The sequence below is a fragment of the Chryseobacterium salviniae genome (assembly GCF_035819015.1).
GTDB lineage: Bacteria > Bacteroidota > Bacteroidia > Flavobacteriales > Weeksellaceae > Chryseobacterium > Chryseobacterium salviniae.
The window spans coordinates 104,377-128,640 of record NZ_JAYLAA010000039.1 but is presented as its reverse complement, the minus strand read 5'-3'; the positions used below and the strand labels follow the sequence as shown (position 1 = coordinate 128,640).

The 24,264-nt window shown below is 37.6% G+C and carries 25 protein-coding genes and 1 tRNA gene; 13 read left to right on the top strand and 13 right to left on the bottom strand.

Annotated features, from left to right (window positions below):
• Nucleotides 1-354: 354 nt before the first annotated feature.
• The 3 genes from SOP96_RS10885 to SOP96_RS10875 form a co-directional block, all read right to left on the bottom strand.
• Nucleotides 355-1,158, bottom strand: coding sequence for a ferritin-like domain-containing protein (locus tag SOP96_RS10885; protein ID WP_326320962.1), 804 nt, complete (start codon nt 1,156-1,158; stop codon nt 355-357).
• Nucleotides 1,159-1,183: 25 nt separating this feature from the next.
• Nucleotides 1,184-1,894 (bottom strand): ferritin-like domain-containing protein, encoded by a 711-nt coding sequence (locus tag SOP96_RS10880; RefSeq protein WP_326320961.1) that lies wholly within the window; start codon nt 1,892-1,894, stop codon nt 1,184-1,186.
• Nucleotides 1,895-1,982: 88 nt separating this feature from the next.
• Nucleotides 1,983-2,552, bottom strand: a complete 570-nt coding sequence (locus SOP96_RS10875) for a fasciclin domain-containing protein (protein ID WP_326320960.1) — start codon at nt 2,550-2,552, stop codon at nt 1,983-1,985.
• A 279-nt stretch (nt 2,553-2,831) separates the two neighbouring features.
• Between SOP96_RS10875 and SOP96_RS10870 the strand changes: the two genes are divergently transcribed.
• Both SOP96_RS10870 and SOP96_RS10865 read left to right on the top strand, forming a co-directional pair.
• On the top strand, nt 2,832-3,401 hold the full coding sequence (locus SOP96_RS10870; RefSeq protein ID WP_326320959.1) for an RNA polymerase sigma factor: 570 nt from the start codon (nt 2,832-2,834) through the stop codon (nt 3,399-3,401).
• A 1-nt stretch (nt 3,402) separates the two neighbouring features.
• Nucleotides 3,403-4,209, top strand: coding sequence for an anti-sigma factor (locus tag SOP96_RS10865; RefSeq protein WP_326320958.1), 807 nt, complete (start codon nt 3,403-3,405; stop codon nt 4,207-4,209).
• A gap of 187 nt (nt 4,210-4,396) precedes the next feature.
• On the opposite strand, the gene SOP96_RS10860 is transcribed toward SOP96_RS10865, so the two are convergent.
• Nucleotides 4,397-6,241 carry a chloride channel protein gene (locus SOP96_RS10860; RefSeq protein WP_326320957.1) on the bottom strand — a complete coding sequence of 615 codons (1,845 nt, stop codon included), beginning with the start codon at nt 6,239-6,241 and terminating at the stop codon, nt 4,397-4,399.
• A 72-nt stretch (nt 6,242-6,313) separates the two neighbouring features.
• Complete coding sequence (locus SOP96_RS10855) at nt 6,314-7,585, bottom strand: NAD(P)/FAD-dependent oxidoreductase (protein WP_326320956.1); 1,272 nt, start codon at nt 7,583-7,585, stop codon at nt 6,314-6,316.
• Between the two features lie 175 nt (nt 7,586-7,760).
• On the opposite strand from SOP96_RS10855, the gene SOP96_RS10850 reads away from it, so the two are divergent.
• A complete protein-coding gene (locus SOP96_RS10850; RefSeq protein WP_326320955.1) occupies nt 7,761-8,750 on the top strand; it encodes an aldo/keto reductase in 990 nt (329 codons plus the stop codon).
• Between the two features lie 151 nt (nt 8,751-8,901).
• On the opposite strand, the gene SOP96_RS10845 is transcribed toward SOP96_RS10850, so the two are convergent.
• Both SOP96_RS10845 and SOP96_RS10840 read right to left on the bottom strand, forming a co-directional pair.
• Nucleotides 8,902-9,072: a lmo0937 family membrane protein gene (locus SOP96_RS10845; RefSeq protein WP_283422814.1), complete on the bottom strand. Its 171-nt coding sequence runs from the start codon at nt 9,070-9,072 to the stop codon at nt 8,902-8,904.
• Nucleotides 9,073-9,198: 126 nt separating this feature from the next.
• Nucleotides 9,199-9,996 (bottom strand): Cof-type HAD-IIB family hydrolase, encoded by a 798-nt coding sequence (locus SOP96_RS10840; protein ID WP_326320954.1) that lies wholly within the window; start codon nt 9,994-9,996, stop codon nt 9,199-9,201.
• 161 nt (nt 9,997-10,157) lie between these two features.
• On the opposite strand from SOP96_RS10840, the gene SOP96_RS10835 reads away from it, so the two are divergent.
• On the top strand, nt 10,158-10,616 hold the full coding sequence (locus SOP96_RS10835) for a PA2169 family four-helix-bundle protein (protein ID WP_326320953.1): 459 nt from the start codon (nt 10,158-10,160) through the stop codon (nt 10,614-10,616).
• Nucleotides 10,617-10,674: 58 nt separating this feature from the next.
• On the opposite strand, the gene map is transcribed toward SOP96_RS10835, so the two are convergent.
• A complete protein-coding gene (map, locus tag SOP96_RS10830; protein WP_326320952.1) occupies nt 10,675-11,439 on the bottom strand; it encodes a type I methionyl aminopeptidase in 765 nt (254 codons plus the stop codon).
• Nucleotides 11,440-11,679: 240 nt separating this feature from the next.
• Here map and SOP96_RS10825 point away from each other — a divergent pair, with 240 nt between their 5' ends.
• The 6 genes from SOP96_RS10825 to SOP96_RS10800 all read left to right on the top strand — a co-directional run bounded on the left by SOP96_RS10825 (nt 11,680) and on the right by SOP96_RS10800 (nt 15,774).
• On the top strand, nt 11,680-13,002 hold the full coding sequence (locus SOP96_RS10825) for a phosphatidylserine decarboxylase family protein (RefSeq protein ID WP_326320951.1): 1,323 nt from the start codon (nt 11,680-11,682) through the stop codon (nt 13,000-13,002).
• An 84-nt stretch (nt 13,003-13,086) separates the two neighbouring features.
• Nucleotides 13,087-13,416 (top strand): YegP family protein, encoded by a 330-nt coding sequence (locus tag SOP96_RS10820; RefSeq protein WP_326320950.1) that lies wholly within the window; start codon nt 13,087-13,089, stop codon nt 13,414-13,416.
• A gap of 260 nt (nt 13,417-13,676) precedes the next feature.
• Nucleotides 13,677-14,000: an ArsR/SmtB family transcription factor gene (locus tag SOP96_RS10815; protein ID WP_326320949.1), complete on the top strand. Its 324-nt coding sequence runs from the start codon at nt 13,677-13,679 to the stop codon at nt 13,998-14,000.
• A 2-nt stretch (nt 14,001-14,002) separates the two neighbouring features.
• Nucleotides 14,003-14,470 carry an SRPBCC domain-containing protein gene (locus SOP96_RS10810; RefSeq protein ID WP_326320948.1) on the top strand — a complete coding sequence of 156 codons (468 nt, stop codon included), beginning with the start codon at nt 14,003-14,005 and terminating at the stop codon, nt 14,468-14,470.
• Nucleotides 14,471-14,541: 71 nt separating this feature from the next.
• Nucleotides 14,542-15,099 carry a DUF4256 domain-containing protein gene (locus tag SOP96_RS10805; protein ID WP_326320947.1) on the top strand — a complete coding sequence of 186 codons (558 nt, stop codon included), beginning with the start codon at nt 14,542-14,544 and terminating at the stop codon, nt 15,097-15,099.
• 171 nt (nt 15,100-15,270) lie between these two features.
• Nucleotides 15,271-15,774: a hypothetical protein gene (locus SOP96_RS10800; protein ID WP_326320946.1), complete on the top strand. Its 504-nt coding sequence runs from the start codon at nt 15,271-15,273 to the stop codon at nt 15,772-15,774.
• Nucleotides 15,775-15,884: 110 nt separating this feature from the next.
• Here the strand turns inward: SOP96_RS10800 and SOP96_RS10795 are convergent, their stop codons facing one another.
• Entirely contained in the window at nt 15,885-16,913 is a 1,029-nt protein-coding gene (locus SOP96_RS10795; protein WP_326320945.1) for a threonine aldolase family protein, read from the bottom strand.
• Nucleotides 16,914-16,997: 84 nt separating this feature from the next.
• On the opposite strand from SOP96_RS10795, the gene SOP96_RS10790 reads away from it, so the two are divergent.
• Together SOP96_RS10790 and SOP96_RS10785 are read left to right on the top strand one after the other, a co-directional pair.
• Nucleotides 16,998-17,651 carry a metal-dependent transcriptional regulator gene (locus SOP96_RS10790; protein ID WP_326320944.1) on the top strand — a complete coding sequence of 218 codons (654 nt, stop codon included), beginning with the start codon at nt 16,998-17,000 and terminating at the stop codon, nt 17,649-17,651.
• 294 nt (nt 17,652-17,945) lie between these two features.
• Nucleotides 17,946-18,017: transfer RNA gene (locus SOP96_RS10785), tRNA-Arg, on the top strand.
• Nucleotides 18,018-18,199: 182 nt separating this feature from the next.
• Here the strand turns inward: SOP96_RS10785 and SOP96_RS10780 are convergent.
• The 3 genes from SOP96_RS10780 to SOP96_RS10770 all read right to left on the bottom strand — a co-directional run bounded on the left by SOP96_RS10780 (nt 18,200) and on the right by SOP96_RS10770 (nt 20,161).
• A complete protein-coding gene (locus tag SOP96_RS10780) occupies nt 18,200-18,706 on the bottom strand; it encodes an endonuclease V (protein ID WP_326320943.1) in 507 nt (168 codons plus the stop codon).
• The gene (locus SOP96_RS10775; RefSeq protein WP_326320942.1) at nt 18,690-19,052 is read right to left on the bottom strand and encodes a VOC family protein; all 363 of its coding nucleotides are present in this window, start codon (nt 19,050-19,052) and stop codon (nt 18,690-18,692) included. The genes SOP96_RS10780 and SOP96_RS10775 overlap by 17 nt, the downstream gene beginning before the upstream one ends.
• A gap of 65 nt (nt 19,053-19,117) precedes the next feature.
• Nucleotides 19,118-20,161: a M28 family metallopeptidase gene (locus SOP96_RS10770; protein WP_326320941.1), complete on the bottom strand. Its 1,044-nt coding sequence runs from the start codon at nt 20,159-20,161 to the stop codon at nt 19,118-19,120.
• An 89-nt stretch (nt 20,162-20,250) separates the two neighbouring features.
• Here SOP96_RS10770 and SOP96_RS10765 point away from each other — a divergent pair, with 89 nt between their 5' ends.
• Nucleotides 20,251-21,390, top strand: coding sequence for an aminotransferase class I/II-fold pyridoxal phosphate-dependent enzyme (locus SOP96_RS10765; RefSeq protein WP_326320940.1), 1,140 nt, complete (start codon nt 20,251-20,253; stop codon nt 21,388-21,390).
• A gap of 119 nt (nt 21,391-21,509) precedes the next feature.
• Here the strand turns inward: SOP96_RS10765 and SOP96_RS10760 are convergent, their stop codons facing one another.
• Nucleotides 21,510-24,236 (bottom strand): sodium-translocating pyrophosphatase, encoded by a 2,727-nt coding sequence (locus SOP96_RS10760; protein ID WP_326320939.1) that lies wholly within the window; start codon nt 24,234-24,236, stop codon nt 21,510-21,512.
• Between the last annotated feature and the right edge of the window lie 28 nt (nt 24,237-24,264).

Here is a 24,264-nt window from a genome sequence, read left to right as displayed (position 1 = left end):
TTATCAGTTATTAATTTAATGCCTATTTTAACACAAAAATTCCGAGGACTTTATTATATAATTTTTTAGGTTCACAAAGACACTTAGGCAGGCTCAGAATAAACCCTTTATAAAATGATCATATTTACAAATCAAAATACGCTGCTTATGATTACCGTCATAAAAATAATTACGTATTACTTTCTATATTTGAGTAGAAATGAACCTCATATTTCAAGTTTTAAAAGGCAAACAAACTTCTCTTCACCGGGAAGTTTTTTTTCTTAACCAATTTCTAAATATCCTGTAACGTTTTAACCTAAAAAATCCCTGTCCGGAAAGGGAAAGGGATAATATTGATAATAAAAATATGCTTTACACTATAAATAATGACGCAATGGTCTGAGCATCACTTCCCGTTAAAATTTCATCATATGCTGCAGAACCTGCTGCCGCTCCAAAAGCTGCAGCTGTATTAAATCCTGCCTGGTTGGTATTTTGCTCTCCCGCATAAACAGGATTTGTTGCAGCCGGCATATTTCCGCCGTTGGCCAATTCAATCCAACCTTTATTCGCTCTCATTCTTCTTACCTGCGATGCATGTCTTGCTTCAACAGAGTGGATTTGTAAAGCCGCCTGCAGAACCGTTTTATTGCTCATCACATTCCCTGCCTGTCCTTTATAAGCACGGACTCCGGTATCTTCGAAAGCCTGGGCCAATACTAAAAACTGATTGTAATCCGTAAAAGGCATAAAAGCACCTCCTGCCGTAAAATCAAAAGTAGGTTTCGCTCCCGGCGTTGTACCTAGTGATGTGAGCGTATTTTTAAGAAAAGTTACATGCGCAGATTCATGTTTGGCAATCTGCATGAAAACCGTTCTGTCTGCATTCGGAATTAACCCGGAAGTTGAAAGCCCGATTGCGTAATATTCGTTTTCAAGATATTCAAGCACCAATGCCAGTTGTAAGGCATCCGTTAAGGCATTTTTATAGGTATTATCTGTAAAGCCTGCTGCTTTTGCAGGTGTTGTCATAATTGCGCCCAATCCCAGAGGAACAGCAGCAACAGCTGCTTTTTTCCCGAAAGAGGAAATGCTTGTAAGAGTTTCTAATCTTGATGCTTCCTTGCTGAAAAATGTATCGTTTGAAAGCTTATCCAGTAATTTAAGAATGTTCATAATGTAATTTTTTTGAAGTGAGTAATTAACCGATTCCCTGTTCTTTCCATGTGAAAGGAGTTTTTATAAATCCTCCGGCCACAGTAACGATATCTTTAGGCTCTTTGGCAAGATCCAGCCCGTTGCTATCAATAATATCATCACCGGAAAATGCTGCCGTTCCGGGATTGATAAGATTTCGTATGGCTGATGCATGTCTTGCTTCAACGGATACAATTTTTCCTGCAATCACCAGATAGTCTGCATTGGTAATGTATTTTCCGGCACCATTATATGCGGCAACTCCCGTATCTTCTAACGCTTTTGCAGTAGCCAGCACAGAATTTCTGTCGTTAAAATTCACATTAGGATACTGAAATTCCAGGGTGGGCAATACATTGGAAGTAGCTCCGCTGATTGCTGCTTTAAAGAAATCCCTGTGTATCACCTCATGATGATAGAGATCGGTAAACAATTCTTTTTCTGCTGCTGAAATTCCGGAATAAAAATTATTCACCACTTTTGTGTAAAAGTCTGCTTCCAACTGTTCAAGAGCATAAGCATAATTGAGAACACCCACATCACCTTTTCCGAGGTCAAAGACATCGGTCTGCATGAAGTCGTAGACATCATTATCGTCACAACCGATCAGGGTAAGTCCGGCCATTGCCAGTCCCACACCGCTCAGCTTCAAAAAATTTCTTCTGCCCGTATCGAGGGTTGCTCCCTGATTAGACACATTGATCGTTTTTTTCATAATATTATAGGTTTAAGTGTTATAGGTTTGTGTTTAAAAAAGAATAAAAAAACAGCATAACAAGTATGCTGTTTAAAAACTAACACCACTACGGCATCAACACCGTATCTATTACGTGAATCACTCCGTTTGACTGATTAACATCTGCTATGGTAACTTTTGCGTCATTTCCTTTGGCATCTCTTACATAAAGGTCTTTTCCTTTAGCCCAGAATGTAAGCTCTTCGCCTTCTGCAGTTTTCATCATGCTTTTCCCGTTTCCAGCTTTTACTGCTGCCCAGATTTGTTTGGCATTGTATCTGCCCGGTAAAACATGATAGGTAAGAATCTTTGTAAGCATCGCTTTGTTTTCCGGTTTTACAAGATTTTCTACAGTTCCTTTGGGTAATTTTGCGAAGGCCGCATCAGTAGGAGCCAACACCGTGAAAGGACCATCTCCCTGTAAAGTTTCAACAAGACCTGCTGCTTTTACTGCGGCAACCAATGTTGTATGGTCTTTAGAATTTACTGCATTCTCGATAATATTTTTGGAAGGATACATTGCTGCTCCGCCAACCATTACCGTTTTTTCTTTCATACTCTGTGCGGCTACGTTACCACTGAATGCAAATGATAAAGCCATCATTCCCAAAACTGCGATTTTTGATCTAGTGTTCATTTTTTTGATTTTTGAGTTAATATGTATTTGAAAATATAATCTGTCTCTAAAACCATTTACGAGGCCGGTTTCATTTTAGTTTTAAAAAATGTAAAATAATTTATAACTTCCTAATAACCAATAAATTATTTTCTTAATTATATTATATATAGCAATATTATTATTAATTTTTAAACATTATATGATTATATTTAAATATTATTAAACATGTGATTAAGTTTATTAAATATTTAAAATTTGGTGTGAGTATTGCTTAATATCTGTTTTATTTTATTACATTTGAAAACAAAAATATTCGCTATTAAAACACAGTATTCGGAAGAACAGCTGATCGTTTTGCTAAAAGACAGAAACGAAAATGGTTTTCATTACTTGTATGACCATTACTCCGGCGCACTTTATGGTGTGATCCTCCGAATCGTTCAGTCGAAAGACTATACCGAAGAAATCATTCAGGATGTTTTTGTAAAAATCTGGAATTCTATCCAACAGTACGACTCATCAAAAGGAAGGTTTTATACCTGGATGATTAATATTGCCAGAAACACAGCGATTGATTATTTAAAATCCAAAAGCTTTCAGAACGAACTTAAAAACCAACCCTTGCCGGATTTCGTATATAATTCTGCTGAACTTTCCACGACAAACAATTCATCAGATTTTATCGGATTCAGTAATGTCTTGGAAAGCCTGGAAACCGACAAAAAGGAACTTATTGATCTGGCATATTATCAGGGATACACCCAGAACGAAATATCCGAAAAGCTGAAAATCCCCCTGGGAACGGTTAAAACAAAAATGCGCAACGCCCTGATGAAATTAAAGGATTTGTTAAAAGATTATCAATAAATTGAACACGAAAGAATACATATCATCCGGAATTATAGAATCTTATATTCTAGGCCTTGCTTCTCCTGAGGAAGCAGGCATTTTGGAGTGTGTGATGAAGAATAATGCTGAAGTGAAAGCGGCTTTTGAAGAAGCGCAGAAAACATTGGAAGATCTTGCCACAGCACAGGCTGTAACACCTCCCGATGATCTCCGGACGAAGATCTGGAACAAAATTCAGCAGGAACAAAATGTTGAAGAACGATCGCCTGTTGCTGCTGATATTCCCGCAGCAAGACCTCAGGAAGAAATTAGAATACAGGGAAATAGTAATTGGAAAGTATACGCTGTTGCGGCTTCGGTGTTATTTCTTATAAGCGTTGCAGGAAATATTTTCTGGATGAACGACCAGGCGGAAACCAGACAGGAAATCGCCAGAATCAGCACTGAAAAGAAAAACCAGGAGCTGGCCATGCAGAAAATGAATCAGAAAATGGAAATGATTTCCAATCCTGACATGAAAATGGTGATGCTGAAAGGCGTAGAGAAGCATGCCGATTCCAAAGCGATGGTTTTCTGGGACACTAAAACAAAAGCAGTTTACCTGAATGCCGATAAGCTGCCGAAAGCACCGGAAGGAATGCAATACCAGCTGTGGGCCATTGAAGACGGAAAACCCGTAAATGCAGGCATGTATACGGAAGAAAAAGACAGCAGAATAGCGCTCGCCAACATACCGAAAGCCCAGGCTTTTGCCATCACCCTCGAAAAGCAGGGAGGAAGCCCGGTTCCGACTATGGAAAACATGTATGTAATGGGAGAAATTTAAAAGGTATTTAAATATGAATATAAAAAGATCAGTCATCGGCTGGTCTTTTTTCTTGTTTAAAATGTAGAGCTTGAAATCTTTTCGATATGAAATCTTTCTGAAAGCCAATCAATAATTTTAATTGTACAGAAAAAGCCGCCGTCAGAAATAATTTAAACAGTTTTAAGCTTGGTTAAAATTTAATTATTTATTCAGAATATTCTTTCAACAGCTGCCTGTAACTCATTAATATTGTTGATTTGGAAATAAAACCAATAAATATATTCTGAGAATCCACGACCGGTAAATTCCAGACTCCGGTATCATCAAAAGTCTGAAGAATTTCCAAAGGCTGATTTTCAGGATGAATAACGGCAGGAGGAGCTTTCATGATCTGACTGATGGATACTGAAACGCTGTCATTTGCAAAAAGATACGGACGAATGTCGTCCAGTGTAAGAATTCCACGAAGTCTCTTATCATGATTTATCACAGCGAAAATATTCTTGTTGCTGTTTTTTACTTTTTCGAACAATTCTGTTATAGGCGCATTTTCATTCACAACTTGGGAATATCGGTCTATAAAATCGTCAGTCTTTAAAGAAAATAAAATGTTTTTATCATGCTTATTGGTAAAAATTTTCCCTTGGTCTGCCAGAGATTTCAGTTCAGGGGAAATCGGGGAAAACCATTTAGCAATAAGGTAAGATATTATGGAAGCAATCATCAGCGGAATAAAGAGATCATATCCGAAGCTGGATTCTGCAATCAGAAAAATGGCAGTCAGCGGAGCATACATTACACCGCTCATGGCTCCGGCCATTCCTACCAGAACAAGATTGGTAACCGGCACCTCCTGAAAACCGATCTGCTGGCAAATTAAAGCAAATAAATATCCTACGGTACCGCCTGCAAAAAGCGACGGGGCAAAATTACCTCCGTTTCCACCGCTGAAAATGGTGAATGAAGTGGCAAATGCTTTTAATAATAATACAAGAATCAAAAAGACAATGATGGTGAAGTTTCCAATCTCAAAATATCTGAAAAGGCTGTTCTCCATGATCCTGTGCATACCACCATTAGTAAAGGCTTTTACCGTGTCGTAGCCTTCACCGAATAAAGGAGGAAAAAGAACGCACAACAGCGACAGAACCGCACCACCGAACATTGCTTTTCGCAGCCTCGACATGTTTAGCTTTTTAATAAAATGCTCAACTTTCTGAGAAATAATTACAAAATATCTTGCATATAAACCGGTTACAATTCCTAAAATAAGATAGTACGGAACATTTTTATAATCAAAAGCTTCTCTGGTGTAAAATCTGAAAAGAACATCTTCCTGGAGAAGGATTCTTGAGAGCAGGCTTCCACAAACGGCAGCTACAACAAGCGGAATAAAATCCGTAAAAACTACTCCCGTAAGAAGAATTTCAAAGGCAAACATAATTCCCGCAATCGGAGCATTGAATGCTGAAGCGATCCCGGCTGTGGCACCTGCCGCCAACAATAATGTACGCTCTTTATAGCTGAGCCGATAGGTTTGCGCAAAATTTGATCCGATGGCTGCGCCGGTAACCGCTATAGGGCTTTCAAGACCTGCCGAGCCACCCAAACCCACGGTTACGGCACTTTGAACAATTTGAGAATACATTTTAACGGAAGAAACAATACTTGAATTTTGTGCAATTTCATATAAAATGGCACCTATTCCTTTTCTGTCCTGACCTTTAAATATGGTTAAAACTATACTTGCCGTTAAAACAATTCCTAAAAAAGGAAAAATAATATAAAAAAGAATCTGGTACTCAAAGTGAACTTCCGTAGTGATAAAATGATGAATAGCATGAACCAGGGATTTTAGCAAAACACCGGCAAGGCCTGCTGTACAGCCAACCAAAATTCCCGACAGTACAAGAAACTGGTTCCTGCTTAATCTGTTATTGAGCCAATGAAGAATGAGTTCATAGCTACGCGCTTTCTCAAGACCGTATTTTTGAAAGTCTCTTTTGAACTTTAAAAAGCTCAGAAACTTTTTCTTATGATGGATATTCACTTTTGAGATTTTACACTGTAAAAGAATATTTACAGTTCTGTAAATTTATGAAATATATCATGAATATTAAAATTATGAAGGGTCCGCAGTATCTCTTTTCGGTCTTAAAATTAACCTGATTGAGGGGTTGTTTGTGATAAAAAGCCGCAGCCAGTTGAATGCAAGACGCACTTTGCTGCTGAAGCTTACCAAAGGAATAATGTGAATAAACAGCCATGTAAGCCATGCCAAAAAACCTTTAAATGAAAACTTAGGCAAATCTACAACGGCATTAAATTTAGATATAATAGCCATACTTCCTTTATCATTGTATTTAAAAGGAATTAAAACTTTTTCATCTTCAATTCTTTTAAAATTTTTTCCTAAATTTTTAGCATGCTGAATAGCGACCTGGGCTAATTGAGGATGCCCTTTCGGATATTTTTCTTCGGTGAGCTGAAGCGCAATATCACCTAAAGCAAAAATGTTGGCAGTTCCGTTCACTTTATTGTATGCATCTACCAGCAGCCTTCTTCCTTTTCCGATACTTTCCTCAGGGATTCCGGGAACTTCCCGTCCAATTACACCAGAAGTCCATATCAGGGTTTCCGTTTCAATAACCTGCCCGTCTCCCAGAATTACCTTGCAATCTTTATAATCTTTAACAGCTGTATTAAGAATAATTTTTACGCCCAGCTTTTTAAGCCTTTCGTATGCGGCCTGCTGAGCCATTTTGCTCATCGGCGAAAGAAGAGTAGGCAAGGCATCAATCAGATAAATACTGGAAAGCCCAAGCTTGATTTCCGGGTATTCTTTTTCGGCGATATACGTTCCCATTTCGGCAATCATTCCGGCAAGCTCAACCCCTGTCGGGCCGCCTCCTGCAATCACAATATTCTGAAGCTTCTGTGCTTCTTTTACGCTTTTATTTCTTGCTGCTTCTTCCAGCGTAAGCAGCATGTAATTTCTCAGATAGAGTGCTTCATCAATTGTTTTCATGGGCAATGCACATTTTTGAACATTCTCCATTCCAAAAAAATTCGATTCCGTGCCTAAAGCGAGAACGAGATAATCATATTTCAGAGTACCGTTGTCTGTTTCGAGAAGATTTTGTTCGGGATCCACTTTTACGAGACTTCCCATGTGGAAATTCACATTTTTATAATTCGAAATTAATTTTCTGAAAGGGTAACTGATATTGGAAGCTTCAATGAATGAAGTTGCCACCTGGTAAATGAGCGGCGGAAAGAAATGATAATTGTTTTTATCAACCAATGTAATTCTGAAACGGTTGTCATTCACCAATGATTTAATAAGGTTGATCCCTGCAAATCCTCCTCCGACAATAACAATATGCTTTTTCATAAATATTTATAATTGAGTGGTCATTGATGAGTCCAATAATAAAGCCAAAAGAAAGGCTTGTGGTATGAATAAATTTAAGTTTAACAGGAATTTAAATTAAAACAATACGCCATGGTTACGATGCAAATGCACGATGTTTGTATCTCATTATTCACCAAATATTAAATAGTATTATATGAAAGCAGACATTTTAACGGAAAAACACAAATTAGGTTTAGGAGGCGTAGCCATAGGAACCGCTTTTGAACCGCTTACCGATGGGGAATCATACGAAGTTTTACAAAAAGCCTGGGACTTAGGAATCCGGTATTATGATACTTCGCCATGGTACGGATTGACAAAAAGCGAAAGAAGGTTCGGGAATTATCTTCACAGTCAGAACCGGGAAGATTTTGTTCTTTCTACTAAAGTAGGAAGATTATTTGCAGAAGTTCCTGAAGATGAAGTTCCGCCAACCATGTGGCAGGATCCTTTAAATTTTGATTTTGAGCATAATTATACTGCAGATGCTATTAAAAGATCCATTGAAGAAAGTCTGGAGAGACTGCGGCTGAATCATATTGATATTGTTTATGTTCATGACCTTTCGGAAGACCAGGTGGGTGACCGATATCCCTATTTTTTAAAGCAGGCGAGGGAAGGAGCATTTAAAGTTTTATCGGAACTAAGATCTCAGGGCGTGATAAAAGCTTGGGGAATGGGCGTTAATAAAATAGAACCAATCCTGGACTGCCTTGATTCTGCAGACCCAGATATTTGTCTTTCTGCCACCCAATATTCTATTCTGGAACATGAGGATGCGGTAGACAGGCTGCTTCCTGCGGTAAAAAAAGCAGGGGTAAAACTGGTTTCCGGGGCTGGTTATAATTCAGGATTTATCAACGGAAGACCGAGATATAATTATAAAGATGTTATCCCGAAAGGAATGACAGAAAAGCGCGACCGGATTTCAGCTATTGCTAAAAGATATGATATCGATATTGTAGATGCAGCGCTTCAGTTTGTGCTGGCGGCGGATGAATTTGTTTCTATTATTCCGGGAGCAAGCAAGCCGCAACAGGTTGAAGATAATGTGAAAGCTCTTGAGAAAAATATTCCTTCCGATTTTTGGAAGGAGCTTCAATCGGAAGGATTGATTTATGGAAAAGCACAGGTTCCGGGTTAATAACGATAAAGTCTCCTTTTAGGAGGCTTTTTTAATTAAGAATCAGCAGCTTTAGCCAATCCGGAATTCAAGCAAAGTTTATATAAAAAAAGCTGGAAATTAAGAAGTTATACCTTCCCATTTCCAGCTTTTTATTTTCATTTCTGCAGATCTAATCGAGGGGTCTTCTACCTGATATTAGATTATAAAGAACTACAATAATTGCTATAACAAGCAATACGTGAACTAAATATCCTGTATCCATTCCAGGTACAATACCCAACATTCCTAACAGCCATACAACTATACAGATAACTGCGACTAACCATAATATACTTCTCATAACTAAATATTTTAAGTGATTCGGTTAACTATATACACATATTGTGCCTTTTTATAAATAATTTGCTAAAAATATGTACCACAAAAATTAAAAATATAAATTAAAAACCAATAAATACTTTTCAGATTAAAGAACACCAAAATGAATCAGTGCAGATTCAATACCATGATTATCAACATCTTCAGTTATGTAATCTGCTATTTCCTTAACATCATCATTGGCATTACCCATCGCTACACCAATTTGTGTATACTTTAGCATAGCAATATCATTTCCACCGTCTCCAAAAGACATTGTTTGCGAAATATCAATACCGAAATACTCGCAAAAATGCGTGATCCCTATGCTTTTCGTAACTCCGCCATGATTAACATCTGCAAACAGCGGGCTCCATCTTGATGCTGAAGATTTTGGCATTATATGATCCATAAATGTTTTTTCATCTTTTTTATTTAAAAAAATATTAGCCTGAAGCACATGATCCGTATCAATATTTTCTTTATCATGAACAGGCGGAACGGGAAGATTGACATGCGCGTACATTCCGACAACTTCCGGTGTAGCATCGTTGATCTCCACTTTATCTTCATACATCAATGAATAACTTAAAGGAAAATCTTCCGCATACTGAACCAGATTCTTTATATCAGAAGGTTCTATAAATGTTTTATACATCACTTTACCTTCCGTAGTAATGCAGTAGCTGCCATTGAAGGTGATAAATCCGTCAAAAGCAATATGTCTGATATGGTCTAAAGAATTAATGGATCTGCCGGTAGCAACAATTACCTTTATCCCTTTTTCGCGGAGGCTTTTTATGGCTTTATGGGTAGATTCCGGAATTTTGTTGGTTTTAAAGCTGATCAGCGTGCCGTCAATATCAAGAAATACGGCTTTAATATTCGGTTTTCCTAATGAACTCATAATGAATTTTGTGAAATGTAAATACAAATTACGTACAATTCTTTTGGATTTTTGGAATGATGTAATGTTGTTTTACATTATTTAATATTAAAATGTGGTATGATGATTTTTGCAGTAGGTATAATTCTTGTAGACCTTTCAGCACACCAAATTACAATATTATGAACAACAAGGAAGAAGCATCAGTATTGAATGACCTGCTGCATATTACCAATGACAGGATTGAAGGTTTTGCTAAAGTAGAAGGAAAAGTATGGGAAAACTATCCCGATGTAAAACCGGAGTACGCCAAGTTACATTCACTTTCCAAAGTAATGAAAAATGAACTGATTGATCTTATCCAGGAAGATGGGGAAGAGGCAGATGATTCAGCTTCCGTCGCAGGAGCACTGCACAGAACATGGATTGATATTAAAAATTCATTTACCTTAGGAAATAAAGAAGAATCTACCATTGAAAATGTAATATTTGGAGAAAAAGCAGCGATTGAAGCTTATCAAAATGCCATCGACAGCGGAAAACTTAGCCAGAAAAGCCTCGACATTGTTTCTGAACATTTAAAACATATTAAAGATTCGTATGAGCAGTTCAGCAAAATGAGTGAGTATAAAAATAAATAAATAATCTTTAAACTCAAAAAAACGGGACGTTTCTTATTGTGAAATGTCCCGTTTTGTATTAATTAAAAATTTCATTCATTTCCGTCAGGATCATTGGTTTGCCGTCGGTAATAATAATGGTATGTTCATGCTGTGCCATGTATCCGCCTTTATTTCCAACCATTGTCCAGCCGTCTTTCAGTTCAACGGCAATTTGCGAAGAGGTAGAAATAAATGTTTCGATGGCTACGACAGAATTTTTTCTAAACCGCCTGTGATCAAAGCGGTTTTTATAATTCATCAGTTCATCCGGTTCTTCGTGCAGGCTTCTTCCAATGCCGTGTCCCCCAAGATTTTTGATGACTTTAAACCCTCGCTTTTTGGCTTCTGTTTCCATCAGCAGTCCGATATCAGAAATTTTAACGCCGCCTTTAATATTGCTTATTGTCTTATGCAAAATTTCTTTAGAAGCATTTACCAGCGCTGTATGGTTATTAAGATCTTTCCCGATAACAAATGAATTTCCATTGTCGGCCCAGAATCCGTTAAGCTCCGCAGAAACATCTATATTAATAAGATCTCCTTCTTTTAATACCCGCTGATCTGATGGAATCCCATGACAGAATTCGTTATCCACACTGATGCAGGCACATCCCGGAAACCCATAACTAAGAGCAGGAGCAGACCTGGCCCCGAAACTTTTAAGAATTTCAGCCCCGAAATCGTCAACTTCTTTAGTTGTCATACCCGGCTTCGCAAAACGGGACATTTCTTTCAAAGTAAAAGCCGCCGCTTCGCTTACTTTTTGCATTCCGATCAGTTCTGATTCATTGGTTATAGACATATTTATAATTTAATACAAAGATAATAACTTATTATTATGTAATCAGTATTGCAAAAGATGACAAAATCATTATCCATTCCGTATTACTACTGAGATTGTATTTTGAGTAGAATTACGGTTGATCACATACCCGTTTCCGGTGTAATTTTACCCTATGCTAATACCATGGAGACCAGAAACCATTTAAACGGGGCGTATCCTGAAAAGCCATACGAGTAAGGTTCTAAAAAACACCATATTATGAATCACGTAAAGTACAGGGTAGGAAAATGGCTTCCATCCGACAGGAATTTCCTTAACAAATGGATTGAAAAAAAAATAGCCCAGGTCAATGCATATCCGCAGCCGCTGAATCCTGCAATAGAAGATCTCAGGAATGCTATTTATAACGACGCTCTTCTCTTTATGAGCTTCACCAGCATGTACGACCAGATTCCTCAGGGATATAATGATCAGGTAAAAAACTTTGAGACCATGCTTCAGATTATGAATCAGATTCTTAAAGAAGGCCCTTGCTACAGTACCATTGAAGATCAGATCGGTTTGGTAGGATTTCCAATCAATGCTATTCTCGACTGGGCCATGGGTACGGAAGGCGGTTATCTTACATTTACCAATACACTTGTCAACCAAAAGCTCCAGGTGATCCTGAACGAATGGAAAAACTTCCTTGAATCTCCGGATTCTACGTATGTTCTGGTAGACGGTCCTATAGACCAGCCACAACCTGATTATACCGCTCCTGTAGGATGGTTCTCACCAGAAGCGCTGGAAGCTATTGCCAGCATGGATCCGTTGAGAGGGCAGGGCAATGACCCCTATGACGCACTGCAAAACTTTATTTATAACTACCAATGCCAGCCAGACCAACCGCATTTCGGATATAAAAGCTGGGACGATTTTTTCACCCGAGAATTCAATCCCGGCGTTCGGGAGGTGAGTGAAGAAGACAAAGATCCGTCGGTAATTGTTAATGCCTGCGAATCTGCGCCATATAATTGTGTTACGAATGCCATGATGAAAGATAAGTTCTGGATGAAAGGACAGCCGTATTCGCTTCTGGATATCATGGATAATCATGAACTGGCACAGGAATTCGGTGACAACAGTACGGTTTATCAGGCATTTTTATGTGCTAAAACGTACCATCGGTGGAATAGTCCGGTTGACGGAACCATTGTAGCCATCCAAAATGTTCCGGGAACGTATTATTCTGAAGCTCCGGCTGAAGGATATGATCCTGCAGGACCGAATGATTCTCAGGGATATATTGCTGAGCTTGCCGCCCGTGCATTGATTTTCATTAAATCGGATAATGAAAAAATCGGGCTTATGTGCTTTGTAGCCATCGGAATGGCTGAAGTCTCCAGCTGTGAAATTACCGTTGCGCCGGGAGATTATGTGAAAAAAGGAGATCCGATCGGAACGTTTCATTTTGGAGGATCCACACATTGCCTGATTTTCCGTCCGGGAGTTCATATTAATTTCGATTTCCACGGACAGACACCAAGCCTGAATACCTACAATATTCCGGTAAAGGCAAGAATTGGAGTTGTTGAATAACCAACAATTGTGTTTTAAAAACAAGCTGAATAAGCCTTTAATCTATTTTACATTGATAATCAAAACACTATATAAATTTATTGCATGGGAAAGTACATTATCCGCAAATCTTTTGACGGGAAATACTGGTGGGTTTTAAAAGCGCCGAACGGGGAAAATTTATTAACAAGTGAAACGTATAATTCAAAAGAAAGCTGTTTAAACGGAGTACAAACTAGCAAAGAAAGCCTGAAGGCTTCAAATTTTAAAATGTTAATGACTGCAAGGAAATATGAGCCATACTTTACGCAGATTGCCGATAATTATCAACTATTGGCGAGAAGTGAAATTTACACAACAGCTTATGCCAGAGATGCTGCAACAGACATAGTTAAAAATTATGCAGCCGATGCAATCATTGAAGATTTATCCTAAAATAATTAAAATAAGACAGCTTTTCTGGCTGTCTTATTTATTAAAAACAATCTGGATTAAAGCTTAAAACAACTTATAATGAAGATTAATTTCTTGTAAACTTTCAGGGTTTAAGAACATTTATAAAATTGTGAAACCCATTCTATTTAACATAATATAAATTATAGGACTTTCATATTCCTCATTTATTATTGATAAATAAGAGATTAAATTTGTGTAGTTAAATAACTTCATTTATATTTGTAGTCAAATAACTACACATGAATTTAAGACGTGATGTTTTCCAGGCTATTGCAGATCCAACACGCAGATCAATTCTTATGCTGCTGGCAACACAATCTATGACAGCAGGTGCCATTGCTTCCAATTTTGACACCGCAAGACCAACCGTCTCAAAACACCTTCAAATTCTTTCAGAATGCGAGCTGCTGAAACCTGAACAAAACGGACGCGAAATCATTTATCATCTCAATGCCGATAAAATGAAAGAAATTGCCGATTTCATCGAACCATTCCGTAAAATGTGGGACGACCGGTTCAATACGCTTGAAAATATTATGAAAAACTATCAGAACAACAAATAAATATGGAACTCAAAACAAAAATCACTGCCACAGACGGTAAACAGGAAATTTTTATTGAAAGAGAATTTGATATTCCTTTAAATCTTCTTTTCAAAGCATATACAGATGCGGAAATTATCTGTCAATGGATGGGAACTAATGTGTTAAAATTAGAAAATAAACAACACGGCGGCTACCAGTTTGAAACCAGAAATAAAAACGGAGATGTCGTCTTCAAAGCACATGGAAGCATTCACGATATTATTCCGGACCAGATGATTATCAGAACTTTCCAGATGCAAAATACTCCTTTTCCTGCGCAGATCGAATTTTTAACTTTTGAAAAAATTAGGGATGACAAAAGCAAAATTGCCATTCAGACCATTTATAAATCATTAGAAATCAGAGACCAGATGCTGAAATTACCTTTTGCTCAGGGAATCAACATGGCTCACAACAGATTAGAGGAAATTATATTGTTATCTATTTAATAACATCAATATAAAACAATAATAAATAACAAAATAGTGCAAGTGATTTATTGAATTATAAAACAAATATCATGGCTAAAAAAAACTTATCAAAAGAACAGAAAGAAACACTATTGGAAACGTTACGCAACCGCTTTTTAAAAAACATGAACCGTCATAAGGATCTGGAATGGAATTCAATAGAAAAAAAGCTGCTCGAAAACCCTGAAAAACTGTGGTCTTTGAATGAAATGGAAATCACGGAAGGCGAACCGGATGTTATCGGTCTTGATAAATCCACCGCCGAGTTTTTGTTCTTCGACTGTTCCCCCGAAAGCCCGAAACGCAGAAGCCTTTGTTACGATTATCAGGCCTGGAATTCCAGAAAAGCCAATAAACCGGAAGGAAATGCCATCGATAAAGCCACTGAAATGGGCATCGAAATACTAACCGAGGAACAATACCGAAAACTCCAGGAGCTCGGAAAATTTGATCTTAAAACCTCAAGCTGGATTAAAACTCCCGAAAAAATCAGGGAAATGGGCGGAGCCGTTTTTTGTGACAGAAGGTACAACACGGTATTTTTATATCACAACGGCGCTGAATCTTATTATGCAGCAAGAGGATTCAGAGGTTGTTTAAAAGTTTAAAACATGATTCTCAAAAGTATAAAATAAATGCTTTCGTTTCTTCTATGGTTATATAAATTTCTTTTTTCGTATTGGACCATAAATTGATGTGTTTACCAAGATTTAATTTTGAATCGAAATAGTATTGCTATTTTAGCATAAATAAATTATTAAATTCAAATAAAAAGGGATATGAAAAAAGTAATCTTATTAGGAGCATTCTCTGTTTTCCTACTTAACTGCAACAAAAAAGCGGAGGCTCCTGTTGCTGAAACAGCGCAGCCTGATACTGCAGCTACAACAGAACAAACAATTGATACACTTAATGCAAAATCGTTCTGCTACATGGGTGTTACCGGAAAAGACACAGTTTTTGTCAGCATTGATGACAATCTGGGAACAATTACCGGAAAAATGGCCACCAAAAACACTGAAAAAGACAGCAATAAAGGTGAACTTACAGGATTCAAATCCGGAGACACTTTGAAACTGACGTACGAATTTGCTTCAGAAGGCAAAACAGGTAACAAAAATGACATTTATTTCCTTCAGACCAAAGACGGATTGAGCGAAGGAATCGGCGACAGAGATCCTGAAACAGGAACAAAATACGCCAATGAAAGCAAAATCAAATATGCCGGAGGCAGAATGCTTAAACCTGCCGATTGCAGCGTTGTCACAAAAGCTTTACAATAAAAATATTCAGATAGAGAGAGTCCTGAAAGGACGATCTACATCAGGATAGGATAAATCCTATCAAAAAAATACAACATTCAACAAAAAACAGCCTTCACGAGGCTGTTTTTTTATAATTCATTAGTAATAATTTCAATAAATTCATTGACAGGTTCATCCGCAGTATTCCACGAAGTTATAAGACGGATTGCAGAAAAATCATCATTTATTTTTTTCCACACATAAAACTCGAATTTTTCAGATAATTTTTCAATAAGCCTGTTGCTCAAAATAGGAAAAATCTGGTTGGTATAGGTATCAGAAAGAAACTGCACTCCCCTTTTCTTCATCGCATTTTTAATTTTCATTGCCTGTCGGTTTGCATGCGCAGCAAGTTCAAAATACAAATCGTTTTTCATTAATTCTAAAAACTGAATTCCCAGAAGCCTGCCTTTTGCCAGCAAAGCGCCTTTCTGTTTAATGTTAAACGCAAAATCCTGCTTCAGTTCTTTATTGTTAATCACGATGGCCTCTCCTATCAATGCTCCGTTTTTGGTACCGCCGAGATAAAAAACATCGGTAAGTTCAGCAACTTTTTCGAGTGTAAGATCGCTGATTTCGGCAGAAAGCCCGTGTCCCATTCTCGCTCCGTCCATGAAAATATAAAGATTATTTTCTTTACAGAATGCTGAAAGTTTTTCAAGCTCCGCAAGCGTATAAACCGTTCCCAGCTCAGTAGAATTCGACAGGTACACCAGCTTTGGCATTACCTGGTGTGGGATATTCCTATGGCTTTCCAATACAGGAAGGATATCTTCCGGGGTAAGCTTGCCATCTTCTTTTTCGATGCTTAAAATTTTATGGCCGGTGGCTTCAATGGCTCCGGTTTCGTTATTCAGAATATGTCCTGTTGCTGCTGAAATAACACATTGATAAGGTTTTAATATGGAAGAAATAACAATCAGGTTCGCCTGGGTTCCTCCCGATACAAAATAAATATCTGAATCCGACTGTATTTTCTGCTGAATAAGCTTTTTTGCCTCCAAAGAATATTGGTCTTCTCCGTAACCAGCCTGCTGATCGTCATTATAAGATAATAAAGCCTGTAAGATATTGGGATGGCATCCTTCAGAATAATCGTTTTTAAAAGAAAATTTCATGATGTAAAATTAAAAAACTAAAAAGAAACAGTCATACATAATTCATAATATTTTGTTAGATTTGTAACGAAAAGCATCTAACATTTGAAAACAACACTCACGGAAGAAAATTACCTGAAAGCTTTATTTCACCTTGTCGACAGTGAAAATAAAGTGACAATTAATGAGCTCAGCAAATTTTTATCCGTAAAAATGCCGAGTGTAAACAATATGATGAAAAAGTTTGCAGAGAAAAACTGGGTCATCTATGAAACGTACAAGCCGCTTATCGTTACCGAAAAAGGCAGACGTGAAGCCGCGCTGGTTGTACGAAAGCACCGGCTTACCGAAATGTTTCTGGTAAAAAAAATGAACTTCGGATGGGAAAACGTTCACGAAATTGCAGAACAGTTGGAACACGTACATTCTACCGTATTTTTTGATAAAATGGATGAAATTCTGGATCATCCGAAATTTGATCCCCACGGAGAGCCTATTCCTGATAAAGACGGAAATATCATCGCACAGGATCTGCGGAAATTAAGTTCATGTGATGTGGGAGAAACTGTAACGTTTACTTCAGTAACCCTTTCTGACGATTCTTTCCTCAACTATCTCACTGAAAGGAATTTATTGTTAGATAAAAAAATCAAAATCCTGAAAATTGAAAGCTTCGATAAATCTTTTACTGTGGAAGTAGACGGGAAGCAGGAAATTTTAAGCAGAAAAGCAACGGATAAAATTTTGGTAAAAAAGTAGAATTTACTTATCCACATTTTTTTGTGGATAACCTGTGAATTTTAACATTTAATTATTGTTTATAAGAATTTTTATTTCTAAATTTACTATGTAATACAACTGAAGTGGAAATATATTTTGCTTTTTTCAATTCTGAAATCGCAATTAAATTTATAAAAATTTAAGCATAGCATTGTCGGCTATGCTTTTTTATTGTTGTCTAATTAAAAAAATGAGATGTTTTTATCTACTGAATCCGTTCCTAAAGAGCGGATTCTTTTATTTAATTAAAATATTTTTATAAATTTGAGTAAAGGTCTCATAGTTCAACGGATAGAATAGAAGTTTCCTAAACTTTAGATCCAAGTTCGATTCTTGGTGAGACCACAATCTTTTGACTGAATAAATAAACCGGCAGATTATCCGCCGGTTTTAAAACAAAAATTGATATGGATATGATTAAGAAATACATGATGATCCCTTAAAACTAACATTACAAATTTAAATTTATTTAGAATAATTAAAAATAAATAGAGAGTGACATTTGTCAGCTTTCTATTATTACTAAATCACTCAAAAATTCTTGTCAGCTGATCCAGCTTTTTCAGCAACGTCGGAATCCTGAAATTCCCATGCATCTGTTTTACTTGTAATGTGATTTCATCTACATCGGCTCCTATAGCGGTCACAAACAGTGGTGTATTACTTTCTCCTCTGTATACAGCTCTTCTCAGATCATCAGGTGAATTAAACCCGTTTTTTGCAATCCCGATAACCGGAAATTTTCCTTTTAATGCTTCAAATAAATGTCCGCCCAATCCTATCTTTCCTTCATTATCCAACGTTACATAGCCGTCAACAATTATCAAATCACCATCCTTTAGTTCAATACTTTTCAGAAGATTAAGGATGCAGGGCAATTCTCTTTTGTAGAAAGCGCCGCTTTCATAATCAGCAGCAACTGCTGTTGCTTCGGTAAAAATTTTAGTTTCAGTTTCAGAATCCCATCTTTCAAAAGCGATACATACTGTTTTTGCCTGATCCCCGAAATAGTAACTGTCAAATGCGTAAATCATTTCTCAGTATAATTCCGCAGGGATCATGTAAAAAGCATTCTTTTCCCCATGGCATTGTTTTTACGGGAGAGAGTCTTACACCTTCGTATTGATCCGGTAAATTCAGGTTTTGCAGATGACTTTGAAACTCATCTGCATTTTCAACCTCTATGAATAGCATGGTATTATCAATCCAGTCCTTTACGTAAGCATCCTGAAGGTAAAATGCAACTTCTTTCCATTGGAAAAGGGAAAGTTTCGGTTCTAAAACCACTTCTTCGAAACCAAGATCTTTATAGAATTTCCTGCTGGTTTCAAAATTTTTAGATCCTACAAAAGGGCGTATTGATTTTGGATTTTGATTCATAAGTTTACTACTTGGCAATATCAATAAAGGCAAACAGCTTTTAGCCATCTGCCTTTTATTTAATGTTATTTTTTATCAACGATAATTCTGTTCGGTCTGTTGGCAATTTCCCAGGCTGTTGTAAAAATCAGCTGGGTTCTTTTTGCAAGGAGATCATAATCGATTTTTTCGACGTCATCGGTTGGTTGATGATAATCCTCATGAATACCGTCAAAGAAAAAAGCAACCGGAATATTATTTTTAGCAAAATTATAATGATCAGACCGGTAATATAATCTTTGAGGGTCTTTCGGATCGTCATATTTATAATTCAGTTCCAGGTTATTTGTCCTTTTATTGGCTTCTTCGTTAATTACTTTTAACTGGGAGCTCAGCATTTCAGATCCGATAACATATACATATTGTTTTCCTCTGTTTTCAGGATCATCGCGTCCGATCATATCAATATTAAGGTCAACAACCGTATTGGCAAGCGGAAATACAGGATTATCAGTATAATATTCTGAACCGAATAATCCATGTTCCTCTCCTGTTACATGAAGAAATAAAATGGATCTCTTCGGACCATTTCCAGATTTTTTTGCAGCCTGGAATGCTTTTGCAATTTCCATAACGGCTACCGTTCCGCTTCCGTCATCATCTGCACCGTTATAGACAACGCCATTCTGCATACCCACATGGTCGTAATGCGCAGAAACAACAACAATTTCTTCGGGTTTTTCAGATCCTTCAATAAAAGCAAGAATATTTTCGGAATCCGGAAGATTTGAACCGCCCCGTTTTTTCATAAAATCGGAAGCAACTTTCTGATAATAGGAACCAAGAGCTTTTGGAAATGAAATTCCCAGGTTTTTATAATAATTTACGATATACTCTCCCGCTCTTTTTTGTCCGGGACTTCCTGTATCACGCCCTTCCATCTCATCAGAAGCAATTACGTATAAGTTTTTTTTCAGATCGGCAGCTTTAATTTCATTATAAGCAGATACAAAAGCTTTTTCACCTTTTACAGCCACTGAACTTTGGGAAGATGCACCAGAAGAGGTTTTGGCAGTTCCGCAGCTTAACAGTACAACCGCTGTGAATACAGGAACTAATAGTTTTCTCATTTTATTAATAATTTATTTAAAAATAACAAAATTAATTTACATTCCTGCGAATGTGTAAATTTCTTATATTTGATATACATGCAAAATATATGGAGAAAGTTTACGGATTTACCCATTACTCCTTTTTTTCTGAAATGTCTGATCTGGCTGTAAAAAACAACAGCTTTGACCTGTCTTTGGGCCTTGCGGATTTTGATATTGATCCAACCCTGAAAGCGTTTCTGAAAGAAGCAGCCGATTTCTCCACACATCATTATGAGCCTCTTGCCGGAAATCCTCTTTTAATTGACAGCATTATTCGTTACAACTCAAGAAGAAGCAACCGTATTTTTCTGAATCAAAATGAAGTTACCATTACGCCATGCGCAACTTTTACTTTATATACCGCATTAAAATGTATTCTTAATCACGGAGATGAAGTGATTGTCATACAACCCTCCTACTATACGTACGGCCCTTCCATTGTTTTAAATCACGGAATTCCGGTGTATTACAATGTAGAGAATGATTTTAGCATGAACTGGGAAAAGCTCGGCGATTGTATTTCGGAAAAAACCAAAGCAATAATTGTGAATTCTCCACAAAATCCCACCGGAAAGGTGTGGTCTCCAAACGATTGGAATCATCTGTATGAACTTATAAAAGAAAAGGAAATCTATCTTATTTCAGAAGAAATTTATGATACATATTGCTATGATGGAATTGAGCATTACAGTGCGTTTCTTCATCCCGAACTTCAGAAAAGATGCTTCTGTATTTTTTCTTTCGGGAAAATGTTTCATTCTACAGGATGGAAAGTAAGCTATCTTTTATCTTCAGAAGATCTTACGGCAAAGTTCAGATGCCATCAGCAATATATTTCTTACAGCGCCAATGCTCCGTGTCAATATGCAATCGCTAAATATCTTGGTATTTTTGATCCTTATCAGAACCAAAATCTGATGCAGAACAAACGTAATCTTTTTAATGAATTGATTAAAGAAACTCCTTTTGTTGTAGAACATATCACCGAAGGCGCAGTTTTTCAGGTAGCTAATTTCAGGAACATTTCCAAAACCATGACCGATGTAGAGTTTTCCAAGTGGCTTACTGTTGAAAAAGGAGTGGCCTGCCTTCCGCTTTCCGCTTTTTATAATTCAGGAAACAATTCGGATTATGTACGTTTCAGCTTTGCCAAAAATGATGAACTCATCATGAATGCGATGGAGCACCTGAGAAAACATCTTTAACAAATTAAAAAATAAGATCAGCAGTTTCTATTTTTCAGATTTAAATTTTTAGCTAAATTTAAAATCATGAATAAAAAAGCACCGCTTCCGCAGTGCCTGATATTCTTAAATCTTATCGTTTAAAGGCTTAAAACCCTTACATCTATTCTTCTGTTTTTAGCCATGCATTCATCGGTATCATTCGCTGCACAAACCGGATATTGCGCTCCATATCCTTCAGCTTCTAACCTGTCTCCGGCAATTCCAAGCTCTAACAGCTTTAGTTTTGCAGTTTGCGCCCTTAGGTTAGAAAGTTTCATATTGCTATCTTCATTCCCTGAATTATCGGTATAGCCACCCAGTTTAACTCTCATCGTTGGGTAAGCATTCAATATTTCTACGAGATTTAAAAGCTGTGCATCAGAACCCGCCCTTAATTCACTCGATCCTGTTTCAAAATAAAGATTTTCTATGGTAAACCATTTATTTGGATCTAAAAGAGCCTGGTCTTTATTTTTTACCAACTCATACATATTATAAAGCTGGCTGTTTTCTCCTATTGAGATTTTTTTACCATCTTTTAACTGTACTTCTTTCAGTGCTCCCGTATCATAAACAAAGTCACCATTTTCATTAAGATATCCTTTTATTTCTGTTGGAATAACTGCAACTGATGCAGTTCCGGGAACAGTATTAACACCAGTTGTCCCTGTTAAGCTTTCAATTTTTGCTTTTCTGTTGGCATCAATTTTATCTTTGTGAAGAACAGCTAAGGTAGGAGCAATAACCAATGAAACAATAGACATCAGCTTAATTAAAATATTCATGGAAGGTCCGGAAGTATCTTTAAATGGATCTCCTACGGTGTCTCCGGTTACGGAAGCTTTATGAGGATCTGAACCTTTGAAATATGTCTGTCCGTTGATATTCACTCCTTTTTCAAAAGATTTTTTGGCATTATCCCAGGCTCCTCCGGCGTTATTCTGGAACATTCCCATCAAAACACCGCAAACTGTTGCACCTGCTAAAAACCCGCCCAATACTTCAGGCCCGAAAATAAAGCCGATCAATAAAGGCGATACAATAGCAATTGCTCCCGGAAGCATCATTTTTCTGATAGACGCATCGGTAGAAATGGCCACACATTTTTCATATTCCGGTTGGGCTTTTCCTTCCAGAATCCCCGGAATTTCCCGGAACTGTCTTCTAACTTCTTCTACCATTGCCATTGCAGCCTGTCCAACTGCCGTAATGGCCAGAGATGAAAAAATGAATGGAATCATTCCTCCTACAAATAAGCCTGCAAGAACATCGGCTCTGTAAATATCAATTCCGTCGATCCCTGCTATTCCGACAAATGCTGCAAATAAGGCGAGCGCCGTTAAAGCCGCTGAAGCGATGGCAAAACCTTTTCCTGTTGCCGCTGTTGTATTTCCTACGGCATCCAGAATATCGGTTTTTTCACGCACTTCTTTGGGTAATTCGCTCATTTCAGCAATTCCTCCTGCATTATCGGCAATTGGCCCGAAAGCGTCAATGGCAAGCTGCATGGCTGTTGTAGCCATCATTCCGGCTGCAGCAATAGCCACACCGTACAATCCGGCACAAAGATAGGAACCGTAAATTCCACCAGCTAAAACAATGATGGGTAATAAAGTTGATTCCATACCCACAGAAAGTCCTCCGATAATGTTGGTGGCATGACCTGTAGAAGACTGTCTTACAATGCTGGAAACAGGCCTTTTACCCATCGCCGTATAGTATTCTGTAATAATGCTCATTAGCGTTCCTACAACCAATCCTACCATAATGGCTCCGAAAACGCCCATTTTGGTGAATTCATGTCCGCGCAAAACCATTTCATCCGGTAAAATATAATTCACAAGGAAATAAGAAGATATAGCCGTAATAACAATACTTCCCCAGTTTCCTAAATTCAAGGCATTCTGAACACTTGAAGTGGATGAATCTTCATTATCATTGATTCTTACAAATAAAGTTCCTATGATGGAGAAGATGATTCCTGTCCCGGCAATAAGCATCGGCAAAAGAATCGGTGCAAAACCCCCGAACGAATCTTCCGAAATTGTTTCTCTTCCTAAAACCATTGTTGCTAAAACGGTTGCTACATAAGAACCGAAAAGATCGGCTCCCATACCAGCAACGTCTCCTACATTATCTCCTACGTTATCGGCAATTGTGGCGGGGTTTCTCGGATCATCTTCGGGAATCCCGGCTTCCACTTTTCCTACGAGGTCGGCTCCGACATCTGCTGCTTTTGTGTAAATGCCGCCTCCTACTCTTGCGAATAAAGCGATGGACTCCGCACCCAGTGAGAAGCCCGTAAGAATCTCGATAGTTCTTTCCATCTCATCGGAATCTACATGTGCATCCGGCGCAAAAATCTGCTTAATAATTAGAAATAAAGCTCCCAATCCTAAAACAGCCAGACCTGCAACGCCCATTCCCATTACGGAACCTCCTGTAAAAGAAACTTTCAAAGCTTTTGAGAGAGAGGTTCTTGCTGCCTCTGCAGTTCGTACATTGGCTTTGGTGGCTATTTTCATTCCTATAAACCCTGCAAGCGCAGAAAATACAGCTCCTACAACAAAAGCTACCCCAATGCTCCAGTGGGAATTGGCATTAGTAGAACCCATTACAGCCAATAGAATGGCTACAATAACTACAAAGTAGGTTAAGATTTTATACTCAGCCTTGAGAAAAGCCATTGCACCATCAGCAATATGTCCGCTGATTATTTTCATTTTTTCATTTCCGGCGTTCTGTTTGTTTACCCAGTTACTTTGAATGAAAGTATACAGTAAGGCAACTACCCCGAAAACAGGAATTAAATAGAACAGATCCATAGTTTTATTATTTTAACATTAATAATTT

Excerpts from the sequence above, each read along its gene's own strand:
- SOP96_RS10850 (WP_326320955.1), top strand. The coding sequence starts at position 7,761 with ATGAAAGCAGACATTTTAACGGAAAAACACAAATTAGGTTTAGGAGGC.
- SOP96_RS10825 (WP_326320951.1), top strand. The coding sequence starts at position 11,680 with ATGAATCACGTAAAGTACAGGGTAGGAAAATGGCTTCCATCCGACAGG.
- SOP96_RS10845 (WP_283422814.1), bottom strand. The coding sequence starts at position 9,072 with ATGAGAAGTATATTATGGTTAGTCGCAGTTATCTGTATAGTTGTATGG.
- SOP96_RS10820 (WP_326320950.1), top strand. The coding sequence starts at position 13,087 with ATGGGAAAGTACATTATCCGCAAATCTTTTGACGGGAAATACTGGTGG.
- SOP96_RS10815 (WP_326320949.1), top strand. The coding sequence starts at position 13,677 with ATGAATTTAAGACGTGATGTTTTCCAGGCTATTGCAGATCCAACACGC.
- SOP96_RS10760 (WP_326320939.1), bottom strand. The coding sequence starts at position 24,236 with ATGGATCTGTTCTATTTAATTCCTGTTTTCGGGGTAGTTGCCTTACTG.
- SOP96_RS10795 (WP_326320945.1), bottom strand. The coding sequence starts at position 16,913 with ATGAAATTTTCTTTTAAAAACGATTATTCTGAAGGATGCCATCCCAAT.
- SOP96_RS10800 (WP_326320946.1), top strand. The coding sequence starts at position 15,271 with ATGAAAAAAGTAATCTTATTAGGAGCATTCTCTGTTTTCCTACTTAAC.
- SOP96_RS10875 (WP_326320960.1), bottom strand. The coding sequence starts at position 2,552 with ATGAACACTAGATCAAAAATCGCAGTTTTGGGAATGATGGCTTTATCA.
- SOP96_RS10805 (WP_326320947.1), top strand. The coding sequence starts at position 14,542 with ATGGCTAAAAAAAACTTATCAAAAGAACAGAAAGAAACACTATTGGAA.
- SOP96_RS10840 (WP_326320954.1), bottom strand. The coding sequence starts at position 9,996 with ATGAGTTCATTAGGAAAACCGAATATTAAAGCCGTATTTCTTGATATT.
- SOP96_RS10855 (WP_326320956.1), bottom strand. The coding sequence starts at position 7,585 with ATGAAAAAGCATATTGTTATTGTCGGAGGAGGATTTGCAGGGATCAAC.
- SOP96_RS10885 (WP_326320962.1), bottom strand. The coding sequence starts at position 1,158 with ATGAACATTCTTAAATTACTGGATAAGCTTTCAAACGATACATTTTTC.
- SOP96_RS10810 (WP_326320948.1), top strand. The coding sequence starts at position 14,003 with ATGGAACTCAAAACAAAAATCACTGCCACAGACGGTAAACAGGAAATT.
- map (WP_326320952.1), bottom strand. The coding sequence starts at position 11,439 with ATGTCTATAACCAATGAATCAGAACTGATCGGAATGCAAAAAGTAAGC.
- SOP96_RS10780 (WP_326320943.1), bottom strand. The coding sequence starts at position 18,706 with ATGATTTACGCATTTGACAGTTACTATTTCGGGGATCAGGCAAAAACA.
- SOP96_RS10880 (WP_326320961.1), bottom strand. The coding sequence starts at position 1,894 with ATGAAAAAAACGATCAATGTGTCTAATCAGGGAGCAACCCTCGATACG.
- SOP96_RS10765 (WP_326320940.1), top strand. The coding sequence starts at position 20,251 with ATGGAGAAAGTTTACGGATTTACCCATTACTCCTTTTTTTCTGAAATG.
- SOP96_RS10770 (WP_326320941.1), bottom strand. The coding sequence starts at position 20,161 with ATGAGAAAACTATTAGTTCCTGTATTCACAGCGGTTGTACTGTTAAGC.
- SOP96_RS10835 (WP_326320953.1), top strand. The coding sequence starts at position 10,158 with ATGAACAACAAGGAAGAAGCATCAGTATTGAATGACCTGCTGCATATT.
- SOP96_RS10775 (WP_326320942.1), bottom strand. The coding sequence starts at position 19,052 with ATGAATCAAAATCCAAAATCAATACGCCCTTTTGTAGGATCTAAAAAT.